This window comes from Saprospira grandis (genome assembly GCF_027594745.1).
Lineage (GTDB): Bacteria > Bacteroidota > Bacteroidia > Chitinophagales > Saprospiraceae > Saprospira > Saprospira grandis.
In genome coordinates this window covers 1,430,403-1,446,654 of record NZ_CP110854.1, presented here as the reverse complement: position 1 = coordinate 1,446,654, position 16,252 = coordinate 1,430,403, and the positions used below count along the sequence as shown (strand labels likewise).

The window sequence follows — 16,252 nt, the reverse complement described above, 5'->3', positions numbered from 1 at the left end:
TAGTTTAAAAGGAGTGAATTAAAAGAGGAAGCTAAGAAAATCGGCACCTGAGGGCAGGGGCTCGGGTTCAGGTTTTTCCTCTAGGGCTTTTTCTGCTGCTTTTAGCTCGGCTTCCTTAGCGGCGATAAGGGCCTCTAGTTCTTCTAGGCGGGCAGAAAAATCGGCTTCGGCAGCTTGGGCTTCGGCTTGGCTAGGTGCCTGAGCTTTCACTTTTTCCTTTAGGGTTTGGGCTTGGGGCAAGAGTTTGCTCCGAATATTTTCGGCTTTTTTGGCTAGGCTGGCTTTTTCTTCTGCTGTAGCTTGTTCATAAGCTTTGAGAAAAGCCTGGATATTATCTTCTAGGCGTTGGATGGTGTCTAGGTCCTTATCCGTAGCTTTATTGGCTTTGAGTTGGCCCAATACCGTTTTCTTGGTTTCTTCGGTAAGGCGTTCAATCTTTTGGGCCAAAATAGCTAGTTCGTTATCGCTTTCTGTGGCGGTATTTTTATTAGCGGCGGCTAGGAGTTGCTCTAACTTGGGCAACAAGCTTTTTGCATTGGGGTCGTTGTCTTGGGCCAGTTCTTTTTGGGCCGCTTGCATGGCGGCAATTTGTTCAGGGCTTATTGTTCCGGCTTTGACTGCGGGCAACCACTCTCCTTTGATACTGGCCAAATGCTCTTGCCAGGGGGCTAGCTCGCTACTTTCCTCCGCAATAGCGCTTCCTTCTTCTTCGGGGGCATTAAACTCTAGGGTAATGCCTAGTTTGCCAAAGGCCTCGGCCATTTTGTTTTGAATCAGCTCGCTGCTCATCCCCCCTTTTTTGATATCTACTTTGGCCAAAAAGCCATCGGCAGAGGGTGCTAGGCTAAAGCTAGCGGCGGCCGTTTTTTTGATAGGGTGGAAGCCCTCTTTTTTGAGGTTCTTGAAGGCTTCAACCATTTCGGGTAGCTTTCTGTAAGGGACCGCTAGGGTCGTTTTTTTGCCAGCTAGGCGGTAGTCCTGTAGAAAAATAACCGCGCTGGCTTTTTTCCAAAGGGGCATTTTCTTAAAGAGCTTTTCGTACTCTGCTTTCTTTAAAGAAGGCAGCAGCTCTAGGCTTAAGGTATTTTCGGCCATAATGTAATGTCTTGATTAGGTAGTAAATGTATGTTGAGGGGCTTGCCCCAACTGCTTGGCAGCCTTTAATTTAGTCTTTTTTGCTGGGAAGAGGAAGCCTTTTTTAGAATGCTTTTAAAAAGCAGCTGGCCTTGGTCCATTTTTGCGGTTTTGCAGGCCCGAAGGGCCGCAGGCTGAGGGGCTGTAGCAGGGCCGCCGCAGGCGGCAGACCAAAGCCCGCAGGGCTGCAGGGCCGAGCATACCTGCGAGCTGCGAAATGGCCCGACCCAGCCGCAGGCTGGGGCAGCCCCAAAAAAAAGCAGTCTCTTCAAAAAGAAACTGCTTGAATATTATTGGATAATTTTGAGTTCTACCCTTCTGTTGAGTTGTTGTTCTAGGGCAGTTTGGGCGCGGGGATGGATCATTTCCCAGTTGCCATAGCCTCTATATTTTAGGCGTTCGGCGGCGATGCCCTTTTGGATGAGGTAGTCATAAACGGCCTTGGCGCGGGCTTCGGAGAGTTGATAGGAGCGGGATTGGGGCGGAACGGGGGCTCGATTGGGTTTATTGATATGGCCGCCCAGCTCAAATTTGAGCGTTGAATTATAGCGCATAAAATCGGCAATTTCGTTTAGGGCTTTTTCTGAATTGGACAAAAGCTCTGCGGTGCCGGCCTGAAAATAGAGGTCAGAAAGTTGCACCTTGCCGCCCAAAAGGGCCGGTTCTAGCTGAATATCGAGATAAATAGAGTCTGTTTTGGGCGTTTTGAGCAGGCGATTGGCAAAGAAATAATTTTTGGCATAAGCCCGAAGCTCCAGTTGTCTAAAGCCGCCTAACAGTTGTTCAAAATAGCCTTCAGCATCCGTAAAAAGGGTATCTTGGCGGCCCATGCAAACCATTAAGATCTGGGCATTGGCCAAGGGCGCATTGGTTTTAGAATCGGTTAATCGGCCCTTAATTTTGCATTTGTCATGAAAGCGGCTCGGGTCGTAGGGGCCCAAGGCATAAATGGAGACGCGGCGGTTTTTTGCCCGGCCCTCCTCGGTGTCATTATTGGCAATTGGGCTAAACTCGCCATAGGTCCGAACATCAATAAAACTGCTGTCTAGGCCCTGCAAAAGTAGTTCTTGGGCCACCGAATTTGCCCGATTTTGGGCCAGCTCATTATTGTGTACACTACTGCCAATAGAGTCGGTATGCGCCTGAATGATGATTTTTTCTAGCTCTTCCCCAGACAGTTTCTCTACCAAAGTCTTTAGTTCGGCCTTATCTTGGGCGTCTAGCTCAAAAGAGCCCGACTCAAAAAATAGCTCATTGGTAGAAAGAAAGCGGTAGCGCTTTCGGTCACTTTGGCCCAAAAGCAATTGGGGCAAAAGTAGTAGGGATAGAGTATAGAGAAAAAAACGCATCTATAAATTCAAGTTTAGAGCTTAACTTTCTAGGGGGATCAGAAAACTGTCACAAAGATAACCTTTTTGTCCCCTTCCATCTTCCTATTTGGCCAAAGAAAAAGCAGCATTCTTCAAAAGTTTTTATCTTTGGCCTTTCCTTTCATTAAAAATAAATTCTATGACTAGCGACCAATTGGATCAGCTGCAAACTCGTTTGAGTCTTCTTAGGGGGTATCTTTGACGTCCCTAATCGGAAAATGCAGTTAACAGAAGAAAAAAAACATACTTACGACCCCAATTTTTGGACAGATGCCGAGCGGGCGCAACAAATTCTAAAAAAAATAGCGGGCCTAGAACATTGGGTCAAACGCTATGAAGCTACCGCCGAATATCTAGAAGATTTGCAGGTCCTTTTTGACTTCTATCAGCTAGAGGAGGTCTCGGAGGAGGAGGTCGAAGAGCAATACCAAAAAGCTTTAACAGCAATTGATGACTTAGAGTTTCGAGCCACCCTCAATGAAGCCGAAGATGAGCTCTCTTGCATCCTCAAAATTCAAGCAGGCGCAGGCGGAACAGAAAGTTGCGATTGGGCCAGTATGCTGCTCCGTATGTACCAGATGTGGGCCGAAAAAGAAGGCTTTAAACATAGCGAATTGCACCGTGTAGATGGCGATGTGGCTGGAGTCAAATCGGTCAGTATCGAAATTGATGGCGCTTTTGTCTATGGCCTCCTCAAATACGAAAATGGGGTGCACCGCCTGGTCCGTCCCAGCCCTTTCAACGCCCAAGGCAAACGCCAAACTTCTTTTGCCTCGGTTTTTGTCTACCCTCTGGTCGATGATAGTATCGAGATTGAAGTCAATCCCGCCGATATCGAATGGGATACTTTCCGCGCCAGCGGAGCCGGTGGACAACATGTCAATAAAACGGAATCGGCCGTGCGCCTGCGCCACTTGCCCTCGGGCATTGTGGTAGAGTGCCAAGAAGAACGCTCGCAACATATGAACCGCGAAAAAGCCCTCAAAATGTTGCGCTCCGAACTCTATCAATTAGAGATTCAACGCCGCCAAGCCGAAAAAGACGCCCTAGAAGCCAACAAAAAGAAAATTGAATGGGGCTCGCAAATTCGCTCTTATGTCCTCGATGACCGCCGAATTAAAGACCATCGCTCCAATTACCAAAGCCATGATACCAAAAAAGTACTCGATGGCGATCTAAACGATTTTCTAAAGGCTAGCCTGATGGCCCTCAAAGATGTCTAAAAAACAAGAAGCAGTTTCTTTTATAGAGACTGCTTTTTTTGGGCCTCCGCCTCGCTGCGCTCGTCGGCGGTTACTCCCTTCGGTCGTCGAACTGCGGCCTGAAGGCCTTGTTGTCGTTGTCGCAGCTCGCTGCTTTTTTTTGGGCCTCCGCCTCGCTGCGCTCGTCGGCGCTACGTTTCGCAGCTCGCTGTTCGCTCGGCCCTTCGCCGCTTTCAGCGGCTCGGTCTGGCCTTCGGCCACTGCTCCACATCGCTAGGCCTGCGGGCCTTCGGCCCTGCAAAACCGCAAAAATAATTGGCCCAAAACAAACAATGCCCAGCCCCTTGCTGTTCTAGCTAAGAATGAATCTAAATAGGAACGAAAGCAGTGCTCAAATTCCTTTTAGAACTCTATTTTTTTTGCGAGCTTTGCGGCTGAATTAAGAAGAATTATACATTTATGTCTGAAAATAAAGTAATAGAAACCGATATCTTAATTATCGGTGCCGGACCAACGGGCCTATTTACCGTTTTTGAAGCGGGCTTGCTCAAGCTTCGCTGCCACCTGATTGACTACCTTCCTCAGCCCGGTGGCCAACTGACCGAGATTTACCCCAAAAAACCTATCTACGACATTCCGGGCTTTCCCGATGTCCTAGCTGGCGATTTGATCGATAATTTGATGAAGCAAATCGAGCCCTTTAATCCTGGTTTCACCCTAGGCGAAAGAGCCGAAGAAATTGAACGCCTAGAAGATGGCCGCTTCAAACTCACCAGCCATAAAGGGACCGTGCATATTGCGCCCGTGATTGCCATTGCTGGCGGTTTGGGTTGCTTTGCCCCCCGCAAACCCCCAATTGCTAATATTGCCGACTTTGAGGACCGTGGAATAGAGTACATCATCCGCGAACCCGAGTTTTATCGCGATAAAAAAGTGGTCATTGCTGGTGGAGGAGATTCTGCCCTAGACTGGACCATCTACCTAGCGGATGTCGCCAAAGAATTGACTTTGGTCCACCGCCGCAAAGGCTTTAGAGGAGCACTAGACTCTGTCGAGAAAGTAGAACAATTGGCAGAAGCTGGCCGCATTAAACTGCTCACAGAATCTCAGGTCGTTGGCCTAAAAGGAGAGGAGCAGCTGCAAGGCGTAGAAATTAAGCAAAAAGGAGCCGATAATTATTGGTTGGAAACCGAGCATTTTGTGCCACTCTTTGGCCTTTCGCCCAAATTGGGCCCAATTGGCGAATGGGGACTGAATATTAACCGCTCGGCAGTAGAGGTAGATACCTTTGACTATAGCACCAATGTTCCCGGCATTTTTGCCATTGGCGATATCAATACCTACCCTGGTAAGCTCAAGCTGATCCTCTGCGGATTTCATGAGGCCACCCTGATGGTCCAATCGGCCTTCAAAATTATTCATCCCGAAAAGAAGGTCCAATTTAAATATACTACTGTAAACGGCGTAAACGGATTCTAATGGATTACTTTGAGTTTTATGAACTGCCCCGGCAATTTAGTTTGGATGAAAAAGCCCTCAAACGCAAATATTTGCAAATGAGCAAACGCTTTCATCCCGATTTTCATAGCCTAAGTAGCGAGAAAGAACAAGAAGAGGCCCTAGAAAAGTCTACGCTCAACAATAAAGCTTATAAGGTCCTTAAAGCATTTGATAGCCGCCTGCGCTATATCTTAGAACTGCATGGACTCTTGCAGGAAGGGCAAAATGCAGCCCTTCCGCAAGCTTTTTTGATGGAGATGATGGAGATTAACGAAACCATCATGGAGCTGCAGTTTGATTTCGATGCTCAAGCTTACCAAACTATTTTAGCCGATATTCAGGCTTTTGAAAAAAAGTTAAAAGAAAATATCAAACAGGCCATTGAGGCCTATGATTTGGCCCAAAGCAAAGAAAATCAATTGCTTGAACCCGTTTTAGACTACCACTATAAGCGGAAGTATTTGGCCCGAATCAAAGAAAATTTGAAAAAAATAGAGGAAATGGGCTAAATAAATTTGGAAATAAGAAAAACCGCCTTATATTTGCAACGCTTCCAAAGGGAAGCAACAAAGTTTTTCTCTAGCCTTGGTGGCGAAATTGGTAGACGCGCTGGATTCAAAATCCTGTGGTGGCGACACCGTGCGGGTTCGAGTCCCGCCCGAGGCACTTAAAGGTCGATTATGCAAATTTGCATTTTCGACCTTTTTTTATTTGTTTTGGCCAAGCTTTGGTCCAATTCTCCCTTAGCTTGGAAATAGGCCCGAAGGGCCGTCGGCCTAGCGATGTGTAGGGGTGGCCGAAGGCCAGACCGAGGCGCCTAGCGCCGAAGGGCCGAGCGAATAGCGAGCCCCGAAACGTAGCGCCGCAGCTTGCTGCGGAGGCCCCAAAAAAAATTAAATCAGAAAGGAAGATGGCAAAGAAGAAGAAAAAACTCAACTTTTATTCGACTGATCCCAATTTTGAATGGAATGATGAGCCTTTGGAGGAGGAGTTGTTGCCCCCACAGCAGCAGCGCCTAAGAGTGCAAATTGACCGCAAGAAAAGAGGAGGAAAAGAAGTCACTTTGGTCACTGGATTTGTAGGGCCAGAGGAGGAGCTCAAGGCCTTGGGCAAAAAGCTGAAAGCCAGTTGTGGCGTGGGGGGAAGCGCCAAGGATGGGGAAATTATTGTGCAGGGAAAACAGGCGGAAAAAGTGCTAGAATTGCTCAAGAAATGGGGCTATAGCCAGACAAAGCGATCGGGCGGCAACTAGTGATAGTGCACCAAAATATCGAGGCCTAATTCTTCGGCCAATTCAAATTGTAGGCGGCCCCGCCATTTGGGCCAGTTCTTGGGTTCTTCTTGGCTAGCGAGCAGCTCTGCCGAAAAGCGTTCTTGTAATTTTTCGGCCAGAGGGTGTCCCTCTTCCATGGGGCGCCAACTCAGGCCCTGCACCTCTTCCATATCGAAGGGGGCAAAATAGATTTCGCTGGCAATTTGGTCCACCTCTGCCTCCCAATCGAGCCGAGAGGGCCGAAAGACCAAAGGAGCGAGCATCTGCCGCCAGCTAGGGGGCCAATCGGGCCCAAAAAGCATTAAGAGATCATATTTCCAATGCCCATCTTCTGTTTGCAGAATATGGGCTATTTCTTTTTCTAGCTGGGGCAATTCCTCCTTTAATACCTCCGCAATTAGGGGCGCAACGGGCCAGTTGCGATCTTGCAACCACTCTAGGAGTTCATGGGCAAAGGGCAGCCAAATTTCGGCCTCCGTTTGGGCCAAAATATCTACCGCCAAATCATCATGTTTATCCTTGGGGATAAAAGGTGGGCGAAAAAAATACATGCTCATAGCCTTCCTATTTTTTGCCGCTAAGCATACGGGGACGGCCTTCTAGATCGGGCATAATCTGCACTTCCTGAAGGCTAGGCCGCATGAGTTCGGCAATCTCTTGGGCCGAAAAGGTATTGGCTTCAAAATAGAGGCTGCCGCCTTCTTTAAGGGCCTTTCCTTGGCAAAGGCGAATAATCTCCCGATAAAAAACGAGCCGATCCTCTGTTTCCGTAAAGAGGGCCATATGCGGCTCATAATCGAGCACATTGGCGGCCATGCTTTTGGCCTCGGAAGGGGCAATATAAGGTGGATTACTCATGATGAGGTCAAAATCAGCCAGCTCTACCCAGTTTTCCTCCGCCAAAATATCTAGTTCCATAAATTGAACATTGGCCCCCAACTGCTGCGCATTTTGTTGGGCAATCTCTAGGGCCGCAGCGCTATAATCTAAGGCATAAACTTGCCAATTGGGGGCTCTTTTGGCCAAACTAATGGCCATACAGCCAGAGCCCGTACCAATGTCTAGGACCTTAAGTGGCGCCTGCTTATTTTCTCTTTGCAATATCCAGTAAAGCAGTTCCTCGGTTTCGGGCCTTGGAATCAGGGTGGCGGAATTGACGGCAAAAGAATAGCCATAAAACTCAGCTGTTCCCACTACGTATTGCCAGGGTTCAGCGGCTAATAATCGGCCTTCTAGGGCCAAATAATCTTCTTCCCTTAGGGTTTTGCCCCGCCAACAGTCCTCATAGATATAGCGGGCAATGGTGCTGGCTTCTCGCTCTTCATAAAGGGCAAGTAGGGCCTGGGCCAAGCGGTTTTGAGCAGCTTCTGGCTTCATCTTATTGTTGCAATCTTCTGAGGCTATCCACCTGCATTCTAAAATTCTGAACCACTTCATTGGGGTCTTTGCCCAAGAGCTTTAGAGAGGCCTCTACCTGCGGGCGAAGCTCATGCTCTGGATACTTTTCTAAAAACTCCTCATACATTTTGCGGGCTTCTTCGGTCCAATTGATTTCCGTGAGCTTCTCGAGCTCAAAATCGGCATGCATCTTCGAGCGAAACTCCTTTTTTCTTTGATATTGCTGCATGAAAATGGGCATCTTCTGCTCATATTCTAGGGCCAATTGCAAAAGGGTCTGCGGATAGAGGTGAAAGTCGTGATATTGCTCATAAATACGCTTCCAAAGCTGTACGGCATCATAACTTTCCCCAATGCTAGAGGCCAGTTTTCCGCCTTCAAAGCAGTAGGCTGGACTAAATTCGCTGCTGGGGTAGTTGCGGGTATAATGCAGATACTGCCGCACGAGTTTATGCGCCATGGCTCTATCCAATTGCCCTTTGGGGCCCGAGCGAAGTTGCTTTTGCATCTCGCCAATCCGAGCTTCCATTTTTTCTTCTGCAGGCTTAAAGAAGAATTCGGCAGTGGCCCGTCCTTCTCCATTCGGAAAGGCCTTGAGGTATTTTTCATAGAGCTGTCCCGCCCGCTCATTGTTTCGATCATGCGGACTATCATAAATCGAGGCCGCCAATAAGAGGGCCTCTGGATAGGCTTTGCTGTCTTCAAATTGGTCAATGACCATTTCTAAATGTTTGCTGGCTTCTTTCCAGTTTTGCATCCGATAGTAATAACTACCCATTTTATAGAGATAAATGGGCGTTTGCGGATCGTCCTTAAATTGCTGGCTATAGTCGGCATAGGCAAATAGTAGTTGGCCAAGCAAGCTGTCTTTGACCAAGACGTTTTGTTGCTGCTCTTCCAAACTGGCCGCTACCCGCTCTTCCAATTCCTTGATTTTCTGCTGAGCCGAACGCTCTGCGGAACAGGCCATGAGGAGCAAAAAAAGCAGGCCCATAGGGCCGTATTTCCAAAAGCGATTGATCATCTGTTTTTATTTTGTAGTCAGTACTTCTATATAAAATATAAGAGGGCTATGAGGCGGTACAAAGGGCGGATTGCCCAAGGCCCCATAGGCCAAAGCCGAAGGGAGATAGATGAGTCCCTGCTCGCCTTCTGCAAATTCTTCTAGGGCCAAAGACCAACCCCGAATCGTTTTTAAGTCGCCTAGCTCTACCCAAATCGGACGCATGTTCAAGAAACTGTCATCTATGATGTCGCCATTAGGTAGCAGGCAAATATATTGGATTTGGGCCAACTGCCCAAGCTGAAGTTTTGGACCTTTTGTGGACTTTAGCTTTTCAAATTTTATTCCCTCGGCAGCTCGCCCCCCTAACTGACTCAAACTGCTGTCTTTGGCCAATTCTGCCTGTACCCACTGCCGTCGCTGGGCAATGCGGGCCCGCTCGGTCTCAATTTCTGCTGCCAACTGCGCCTTGCTTTTTAATGTTTTGAGCCGATAACCAAAGCGCACTCGTTCTTTTTCTCCAAATTCTGCCGCATAGGGGCCCAAGATATCGGCAGCCGCTTTGGCCAATACCAAAACCTCCAAACTATCGCCCTCGGCCATCAAACTCAGGGCCTCTGTAAATAAGTTGTGCGCTTCTGCCGAAGGCATTTCAACCAATACAGGCACCGCCTGATCTGCCGAACTTAACAATAAACTATCGCCCTTCCAAATGCTATAACTAATCTCTAGTTGGTCCCCCTCTTTGGGCAGCCGCAGCCCTTTTCGCTGCTGCTGGCCGCTATGTTTATACCAAAATTTCCCCTGATGATAGCTCGTCCAACCCTTCGGAACCGATCGGCAGGAGGTCCATAGCAAACTGCTCAGCAATAGGAGGAGGAAGAGGTAGTTTTTCTTTTTTTGGGGCTGCCCCGGCCGTTGGCCGGGTCGGGATGGGTACTCCCGTTGGTTGTCGCAGCTCGCTGTTACTTGCTTCGCTGCGTCGGCTCCCGTTGGTCGGGTCGCTCGGCCCTTCACGGGCTTCGCCCGCTTGGTCTGGCCTGCGGCCACTGCTGTCCATCCCTCAGCCTGCGGCGGCTTTGCCGCCTGTAGTTCCGTAGATCTAAACATAGCTGGGGCTTATTCTGCTTGCTGTTTTGCTGCAACTAGTTCTAGGTAAAGGACTTTTCTACTTTTGGGGAAGATAAAGTAGCCCCTCTGCCCAATTTGCATTTTGGCCAAGGCTTGCTGATAATAAGGCGGTAGCCCCTGCTGCCCTGCTTCCAAAGACAAACGGTCTCCTCGGCGTAGGTTGTTGTCTAGGCGTTGGCCATTCTCTAGCTCCAATAAAATATAATAGGCCCAATAGGCTGGAGCTGCACCCCGACCTTCTCCCTGCAAACGAAAAAAGAAGCCCTCTTCTGCCTGCTCAAACTGAAGCTGCTCCGCCAAATAGGCCGAACGATAGGCCGAAAGCAATTCTTCTAGACTATCGGCCTGCTCCCGCTTCTGAGCACTCTCGGTTTTCCAGTCTTCTAACTGCTCAAAACCATGTGCTAGGGCATAGTCTTGCTCCCTTTGCGCCTTGAGCGAAAGCCGATCTAAAAGGTAGTTTAAACGGTATTGAATCTGTACGCTGTCTGTAGGAGCAAAATGTTCCGCCCCCTCTGGCCACTCTTCGGCCAACTGCCCGTAGTTCCAAACAACGGCCAAACTATCGCCCTGATGCATTTGGACCAAAGGGTGCAAAAAGAAGTTGCGCTGCGCTTTTACCGGATAAATCAAACAACGCTCCCCCCGCTCTACACGATCGGGATATACCAAACTGTAGCTAAAACAAATGGAGTCCCCAAACTGAGGAACCTGCCCTTTTACCGGCCCCTCCGCTAAGGTATGAAAGGCATAACCCTCCTCCGCTTGCTCCCAAGTAATTTGACAAGACCAAAATAAACTACTACTTAGCAGTAGTACGCAAAACCGAAGCATAGTCTTCATTCATCAGGCGTTTAAAGCGATTTAATGTTTCTTCTAAACTCTCTCTACTCATGCCCCCAGAAGCATTGCGATGCCCACCACCATTAAAATGGTTTTTGCAGACCTCCTGTACAGAGAAATCTCCTTTGGACCGCAAAGAGAGCTTTACCCGATCTTTCCGCTCTGTAATTAAGGCCGCTACCTTAATTCTGCGAATTTGTAAGATGGTATTCACTACGCCCTCTAAATCTCCCCGCTGAATGTTAAATTCCTGATGCTCGGCCTGACTAAGGGCAATGTACCCAACATCTAGGCCCTCCAAAAAGCTCATTTTATTGATGCAATGCCCCAAAAGACGCATTTTCTTCTCACTAAAGGAGTTGGTCATCATGTTGGTGATGTAGTTGCTGTTGAGCCCTCGCTCGGTCATATCTGCAATGATGCGGAAAAGATGAGCATTGGTGGCATGCTGAAAACGACCGGTATCGCCAAGGATGCCCACATAAAGACATTCAAAGGCCATTAAGGGGACCTGCTCCAATGCGCCCAATTCGGCAAAGTAGTCATAGACCAATTCTGCGGTAGAGCTAGAGCTGGTCCGCCAAAGCCGACTTTGCGCAAAGTCTTGGGGCTGCATATGGTGGTCAATTAGTACTTTGTAGCCAGTGGCCTTTCGCCAGACCGACTCCATACTGTCCAAACGGTCCAAGGCGCTGTAATCTAAAGAAAAGAGAATATCGGCTTGTAGAATGGTGGTATTACTTGTTTTTTGTTTGCGCTCATAGTTCCAAATAAGGTGAAAGCCAGGCATAAAGTCTAGCATCTGAGGCAGCTCACTGGGCATAATTACCTGCACCCGATGTCCTAGGGTTTGTAGGTAGTGATAAAGGGCTAAAGTAGATCCCAGTGCATCGGCATCGGGGTTGACATGGCCACTAATGACAATGTTTTTAGGGCTGTCTAGTAGTGCTTTTAGTTGTTCGCCATTGGTCATTTGGGCAAGCATATAGTATTGGTATTTTGTTTTGATAAAATTGGATGTTGGGGGATTGTTTTTGCGGTCTACAGGCGGCGAAGCCGCCGCAGGCTGAGGGGCTGTAGCAGGGCCGCCGCAGGCGGCAGACCAAAGCGCTGAAAGCGCTGCAGGGCCGAGCGAGCAGCGAGCTGCGCAATGGCCCGACCCGCCCGCAGGGCGGGGCAGCCCCAAAAAAGAAAAGAACAGTTCGTAATGCTCCTCATTTTTGGGAATCGGCTAAACAGCTAGTAAAATTACAAAATCATCCCTAAAGGGCTTCAGTTTGTGGGGGTTTTCCGAGCAAGCCCCCATAATAGCCGATGAATCTAGTTTAAAAGTACTACTTTTGCGCAGTTTTGTAAATATCAAAAACGGCATTTTATGCAGCCTACAGCTTATAAATGGGCCTGGCCGGCCTTGGCCCTCGCCTATGTTTTGGGGCTTTTTATGGTCACGATTATGGATGTGGATTCGGCCCAATATGCCTCTATTAGTCAAGAGATGTTGCAGTCGGGAGAATGGTTGCAAGTACATCATAAGGGAAAGGATTATTTGGATAAGCCGCCACTTTTATTTTGGTCTTCTGCTTTGTTTTATGCCATTTTTGGGGTCTCTCAATGGGCCTTTCGATTGCCCTCGGTCCTCTCTTCAATTATGGGGTTTTGGGCCACTTACCAACTCGGTAAGGAGCTTTATAATAAGCAAACGGGCCAATTGGCGGCCCTAATTTTGGCCAGCACCCAAGCTTGGCTGATGTTTAATCATGATGTGCGTACCGATACGCTGATTTCCAACTTTTCTATCTTGGCCATCTGGCAGTTGGTGAAGTACGTAAATGGGGCCCAACTCAAGCATTTGTTTTGGGGTTTTGTGGCAGTGGGCTTTGCCATGATGGCCAAGGGGCCATTGGGGGCGGTGGTTCCTGGCGCCGCTATTGGCTGCTATCTTTTGGGGCAGAAAAACTGGAAGATGCTCTTCCGTTGGCAGTGGCTGCTCGGTGCACCTATTGTCTTGTTGGTTTTGGCGCCTATGCTGTATGGGCTCTATCTGCAGTTTCCCGATTGGGAGGGGATTTATTTCTTTTTCTGGAAGCAAAGTTTTGGCCGTATCACTGGAGAAAATGAATGGGCCAATGATAGCGGAAAGTTCTTTTTTGTCCACACCTTCTTATGGTCTTTTTTGCCTTGGTCGGCCCTAGCGGTTTGGGCCATGCTGCGCCGTTTGCAAGAGTTTTGGCAGGGGAAAAAGGTCGAATTACTGACGCTTGGCGGTTTTGTTCTCCCTTTTATTGCCCTCTCTTTTTCTCGTTATAAGTTACCGCATTATATCTTCCCGATGTATGGCATGATGGCCGTTTTGGTGGCTCATCAGTTAATGAATTTGGCCAAGTCGAGCAAGTCTTGGGTTTGGCCCTTGGCCTTGGGGCAAAGTATTGTCCTGCATACTGCGGCTCTGGCCTTTTTGGCTCTTTTGATGGGCTGGGCCTTCCCTGGCGCCCCGATTTGGTTGCTGGCCCTACTTATTCTGGCGGCTCTAGCTAGCTTTATCCCTTATTTTAAGTTCAAGCAGCAGCGCCCTATGCAATTGGTCTTACCCGCTGTTTTTGCCATGGCTATCGTGAATATAGGCATGAATGCCCATGTCTATCAAGCGCTTTTGCCCTATCAGTCGGGCTCTGAGGCGGCTCATTATCTGGTCCAAGAGGGCTTGGCCGAGCAAAATGTAGGGGTCTATGATTTCTCTCAACATTCTTTTGATTTCTATCTGGGCAAGCTGGCCAAGGTCTTTGATTCGCCTAAGGACATAGAAACCGCCGCTGGACAAGCCGAATGGATCATCCTCATCCGTGGGAAAAGCTTGGCCGAACTCGATAAAGCTGGCATCCGCTACGAGAAGATTAAGCATTTTGATCACTTTCATGTGACCAGACTAACGGCTAAGTTCCTCAACCCAGCTAGCCGAGCCGAACAATTGCAAGATGTCTATCTGATTAAGGTAAGTGGGGTAGTGGGTTAGGATTTGGGGCCTGCCGCCTTCGGCGGCCGGGCCCTTGCAGGGCTCGCAGGTCTGCTCGGCCCTTCAGCGCTGCGCGCTTCGGTCTGGCCTGCGGCCACCCTTTCAGGCCCCTAGGCCGAATGGAAGTTCTGCGCTTCGGCCATCCTTTGATAAAAATTTCAGGCTAGTCAAGGCATTTTTTAAAGGCATAGCCGTAGCTATGGCTGAGAAAAATAACGCAGAATAGCAAGAAATTAAAGCAAAGGATAGAAGTGGCAGGGCTTTCATTTGGCCTTTGCCGACGGGCCTTTGGCCCTTTTTACTGTAGGTTGAAACCTACAGCAAGCATGGTATTGCTCCGCAATGATTGATGAATGAGGGTTAAAACCCTCATAAAATGAACTAGCTTGGCCAGCTGCAAAAAAAATATGGGCCTATGGTTTCAACCATAGGCCCATATCATTTATAGCAAGCAAGGGCTTTAGCCCGCCAGTTTGCATAGACCCGCAATCATGGGCTTCAGCCCATGGCATAAAAGGTTGTTGGCTAGTTTGTTTAACGGCTTTTATGCTTCTCATTAGGAAGAGCATTATGACTCCTCCCCAGCATTTTTTATAAAGGGATTATGATAATACAGCTCACAACTGGGACAAACCGTCATCTCATCAGCTGTCTGGACCTCCCAACTTTCTGTACAAGCGGGACAAAATAACCAGCTCATCTTGGGATCTAAGATGATAGCTGACTCTTCACTAATATTGAGGTTGGGATTGAAAAATTCTACCTCTAGTTTCTCCTTATAGTTTTGGGCTACTTTGGTGTAGTCTTCTCCCTCAACAAGATCACTGAAGAAATCTGGATTCTCGGCCCACTCCTTAAAACTAATGAAGGGGTCTAAGCTACTACTAATAGGACAACCCTGAATCTCTCCAAAACAAAAGTATTTAGAGAGCCGAGCATCAACCACTTCAAAAAATTCTAGGGGATAAGGTCTTGGGAAATTGACATAACTAGTATAAATGTATACAAAGGGAATCTGGTAATACTGTATCGCATGCACCACATAATTATGATGTAACTCCAAGTCAATCCCATAGGGGTAAAGGTCCTTAAAGTGCTTTTTAATCCAAGCACTAGAAGATGATTGGGCTAATTGTTTTTGGGAGTTAATTTTACATTTTACTAGCATAATCAGTTGGTCTCTGCAAAAAGCGGCAGCCAATTAAGTCAACTGCCGCCGAGTGTACTACATCTATTTGGCCTCAAAGATATTGATGAGTCTATAAATTTCATCTCCAGTTCTATTATCATAAACTAGTAGCTGGACCTCCTCGGGCTCTTCCCAATTTACCTCAGTCTTTAGATGAGCAATGAATTTATCAATCTCTAGAGATTTATAGGCACCCATTAAAATATGTTGAGACATATATTTAGACCCGCCATACCAAGTATCATCAATATTAGGATCATCCTGTGCATGAATACAAACTAAATCTATATTACGACCGGTATAGAGCTTAAAAGCAGAGACCTCTTTTTGTCTTTCTGAAAACTCCTCTAGAATAGAGAAGATTAAAATTACACTTGTTTCCATTATTCTTTGGTTTACTCATTCGGAGAGCTAGAATGCTGCTCTTGGCTGATTAGTTCCCACTGCAGCTAGCAAATATATATGCCAATTAGGAAGAAGGGAGACTGTTCAATGTTTTGTGTTTCCCCTTTCTGCGCCTAGGGACAAGCCCCTAGGCGATAATAGCAAATACCCCCATCTTTTAGCTGAAATAAGGGCGAGGAGTACTGAACCCCCTCGGTAGGACTTAGTGAGCTCCTCTCTTGGGGTTGTATAGGTTATCAAGAGGATTTGAGTAAGTCCTCGCTTGGGCTAGGGGAGGTCCTTGATAGGGCTTCTGTAGCTCCTCTTTTGGACTTACTTAAGTCCTCTATACTATAGGCCTAGTTGCTCTAGAGGACCTCTATAGGTCCTCCTTTGGAGCAGTACAAGTCCTGCCGATGACTAGCCTAAGTCCTCCTCTTTAGGTAAAAGAATGGTCCTGATAACTAGGAAGACTGCTCTGGAGGATTAGCGCTAGCCCTCAAGATAATGTACAGCAGCCCTATAGAGGACTAGGAGAGGTCCTCGCTCGGAGGTCCAGAAATGCTCCTGATGATTAGGAGTAGCCCTATGGAGGGCTAGCTGCCCCCCTCTCGATGGGTAGCTGTACCCCTCCTGATGGGTATAGGAACCCCTCTAGACGGGTAAGTGTACCCCTCTCGACGGCTAGCTGTACCCCTCTCGACGGCTAGCTGTACCCCTCTCGATGGGTATGTGAAATCCTCCTTATGGCTAGCTAAAGTCCTCCAGAGGGGTATGTGTACCCCTCCCGATGGGTAGCTGAACCCCTCTCGATG

General features: G+C 48.0%; 15 protein-coding genes and 1 tRNA gene. 6 read left to right on the top strand and 10 right to left on the bottom strand.

All coding sequences use genetic code 11. The features are described 5' to 3' along the window. Window positions 1–18 precede the first annotated feature (18 nt). Together OP864_RS05725 and OP864_RS05720 are read right to left on the bottom strand one after the other, a co-directional pair. Entirely contained in the window at window positions 19–1,095 is a 1,077-nt protein-coding gene (locus OP864_RS05725) for a hypothetical protein (RefSeq protein ID WP_270100316.1), read from the bottom strand. A 329-nt stretch (window positions 1,096–1,424) separates the two neighbouring features. Further along, entirely contained in the window at window positions 1,425–2,483 is a 1,059-nt protein-coding gene (locus OP864_RS05720) for an OmpA family protein (RefSeq protein WP_270100315.1), read from the bottom strand. 160 nt (window positions 2,484–2,643) lie between these two features. Here OP864_RS05720 and prfB point away from each other — a divergent pair. The 5 genes from prfB to OP864_RS05695 all read left to right on the top strand — a co-directional run bounded on the left by prfB (window position 2,644) and on the right by OP864_RS05695 (window position 6,458). Then, a protein-coding gene (gene prfB / locus OP864_RS05715; RefSeq protein WP_270100314.1) for a peptide chain release factor 2 occupies window positions 2,644–3,727 on the top strand; the annotation gives its coding sequence in 2 pieces (ribosomal slippage) (window positions 2,644–2,703 and window positions 2,705–3,727; 1,083 coding nt in all). Between the two features lie 438 nt (window positions 3,728–4,165). After that, window positions 4,166–5,185 carry an NAD(P)/FAD-dependent oxidoreductase gene (locus OP864_RS05710; RefSeq protein WP_270100313.1) on the top strand — a complete coding sequence of 340 codons (1,020 nt, stop codon included), beginning with the start codon at window positions 4,166–4,168 and terminating at the stop codon, window positions 5,183–5,185. Continuing rightward, on the top strand, window positions 5,185–5,715 hold the full coding sequence (hscB, locus tag OP864_RS05705) for a Fe-S protein assembly co-chaperone HscB (protein ID WP_270100312.1): 531 nt from the start codon (window positions 5,185–5,187) through the stop codon (window positions 5,713–5,715). The genes OP864_RS05710 and hscB overlap by 1 nt, the downstream gene beginning before the upstream one ends. A gap of 73 nt (window positions 5,716–5,788) precedes the next feature. Continuing rightward, a tRNA-Leu gene (locus OP864_RS05700) sits at window positions 5,789–5,872 on the top strand. A 244-nt stretch (window positions 5,873–6,116) separates the two neighbouring features. Then, window positions 6,117–6,458 (top strand): translation initiation factor, encoded by a 342-nt coding sequence (locus OP864_RS05695; protein WP_270100311.1) that lies wholly within the window; start codon window positions 6,117–6,119, stop codon window positions 6,456–6,458. On the opposite strand, the gene OP864_RS05690 is transcribed toward OP864_RS05695, so the two are convergent. Genes OP864_RS05690 through OP864_RS05665 form a run of 6 tightly spaced genes read right to left on the bottom strand, consistent with a single transcriptional unit; the run spans window position 6,455 to window position 11,839 of the window. Continuing rightward, window positions 6,455–7,036, bottom strand: a complete 582-nt coding sequence (locus tag OP864_RS05690; protein ID WP_270100310.1) for a DUF5071 domain-containing protein — start codon at window positions 7,034–7,036, stop codon at window positions 6,455–6,457. The genes OP864_RS05695 and OP864_RS05690 overlap by 4 nt on opposite strands. Before the next feature lie 7 nt (window positions 7,037–7,043). Further along, the gene (prmC, locus tag OP864_RS05685; protein ID WP_270100309.1) at window positions 7,044–7,856 is read right to left on the bottom strand and encodes a peptide chain release factor N(5)-glutamine methyltransferase; all 813 of its coding nucleotides are present in this window, start codon (window positions 7,854–7,856) and stop codon (window positions 7,044–7,046) included. Between the two features lies 1 nt (window position 7,857). Continuing rightward, the gene (locus tag OP864_RS05680) at window positions 7,858–8,901 is read right to left on the bottom strand and encodes a tetratricopeptide repeat protein (RefSeq protein ID WP_015691852.1); all 1,044 of its coding nucleotides are present in this window, start codon (window positions 8,899–8,901) and stop codon (window positions 7,858–7,860) included. 6 nt (window positions 8,902–8,907) lie between these two features. Continuing rightward, window positions 8,908–9,990, bottom strand: coding sequence for an FKBP-type peptidyl-prolyl cis-trans isomerase (locus tag OP864_RS05675; protein WP_270100308.1), 1,083 nt, complete (start codon window positions 9,988–9,990; stop codon window positions 8,908–8,910). Window positions 9,991–9,999: 9 nt separating this feature from the next. Next, complete coding sequence (locus OP864_RS05670) at window positions 10,000–10,854, bottom strand: FKBP-type peptidyl-prolyl cis-trans isomerase (RefSeq protein WP_270100307.1); 855 nt, start codon at window positions 10,852–10,854, stop codon at window positions 10,000–10,002. Beyond that, window positions 10,814–11,839, bottom strand: a complete 1,026-nt coding sequence (locus tag OP864_RS05665) for a DHH family phosphoesterase (RefSeq protein ID WP_270100305.1) — start codon at window positions 11,837–11,839, stop codon at window positions 10,814–10,816. The genes OP864_RS05670 and OP864_RS05665 overlap by 41 nt, the downstream gene beginning before the upstream one ends. A gap of 390 nt (window positions 11,840–12,229) precedes the next feature. Between OP864_RS05665 and OP864_RS05660 the strand changes: the two genes are divergently transcribed. Next, window positions 12,230–13,864: an ArnT family glycosyltransferase gene (locus OP864_RS05660; protein WP_270100304.1), complete on the top strand. Its 1,635-nt coding sequence runs from the start codon at window positions 12,230–12,232 to the stop codon at window positions 13,862–13,864. A 568-nt stretch (window positions 13,865–14,432) separates the two neighbouring features. On the opposite strand, the gene OP864_RS05650 is transcribed toward OP864_RS05660, so the two are convergent. Then, window positions 14,433–15,032 carry a hypothetical protein gene (locus tag OP864_RS05650; protein WP_270100303.1) on the bottom strand — a complete coding sequence of 200 codons (600 nt, stop codon included), beginning with the start codon at window positions 15,030–15,032 and terminating at the stop codon, window positions 14,433–14,435. Between the two features lie 63 nt (window positions 15,033–15,095). After that, entirely contained in the window at window positions 15,096–15,437 is a 342-nt protein-coding gene (locus OP864_RS05645) for a hypothetical protein (protein WP_270100302.1), read from the bottom strand. Between the last annotated feature and the right edge of the window lie 815 nt (window positions 15,438–16,252).

Bases quoted from the DNA above. Each gene is read 5' to 3' on its own strand.
- OP864_RS05695 (WP_270100311.1), top strand. From the start codon at position 6,117: ATGGCAAAGAAGAAGAAAAAACTCAACTTTTATTCGACTGATCCCAAT.
- OP864_RS05720 (WP_270100315.1), bottom strand. From the start codon at position 2,483: ATGCGTTTTTTTCTCTATACTCTATCCCTACTACTTTTGCCCCAATTG.
- OP864_RS05645 (WP_270100302.1), bottom strand. From the start codon at position 15,437: ATGGAAACAAGTGTAATTTTAATCTTCTCTATTCTAGAGGAGTTTTCA.
- OP864_RS05660 (WP_270100304.1), top strand. From the start codon at position 12,230: ATGCAGCCTACAGCTTATAAATGGGCCTGGCCGGCCTTGGCCCTCGCC.
- OP864_RS05710 (WP_270100313.1), top strand. From the start codon at position 4,166: ATGTCTGAAAATAAAGTAATAGAAACCGATATCTTAATTATCGGTGCC.
- OP864_RS05680 (WP_015691852.1), bottom strand. From the start codon at position 8,901: ATGATCAATCGCTTTTGGAAATACGGCCCTATGGGCCTGCTTTTTTTG.
- prmC (WP_270100309.1), bottom strand. From the start codon at position 7,856: ATGAAGCCAGAAGCTGCTCAAAACCGCTTGGCCCAGGCCCTACTTGCC.
- OP864_RS05690 (WP_270100310.1), bottom strand. From the start codon at position 7,036: ATGAGCATGTATTTTTTTCGCCCACCTTTTATCCCCAAGGATAAACAT.
- OP864_RS05670 (WP_270100307.1), bottom strand. From the start codon at position 10,854: ATGAAGACTATGCTTCGGTTTTGCGTACTACTGCTAAGTAGTAGTTTA.
- OP864_RS05650 (WP_270100303.1), bottom strand. From the start codon at position 15,032: ATGCTAGTAAAATGTAAAATTAACTCCCAAAAACAATTAGCCCAATCA.
- hscB (WP_270100312.1), top strand. From the start codon at position 5,185: ATGGATTACTTTGAGTTTTATGAACTGCCCCGGCAATTTAGTTTGGAT.
- OP864_RS05665 (WP_270100305.1), bottom strand. From the start codon at position 11,839: ATGCTTGCCCAAATGACCAATGGCGAACAACTAAAAGCACTACTAGAC.
- OP864_RS05675 (WP_270100308.1), bottom strand. From the start codon at position 9,990: ATGTTTAGATCTACGGAACTACAGGCGGCAAAGCCGCCGCAGGCTGAG.
- OP864_RS05725 (WP_270100316.1), bottom strand. From the start codon at position 1,095: ATGGCCGAAAATACCTTAAGCCTAGAGCTGCTGCCTTCTTTAAAGAAA.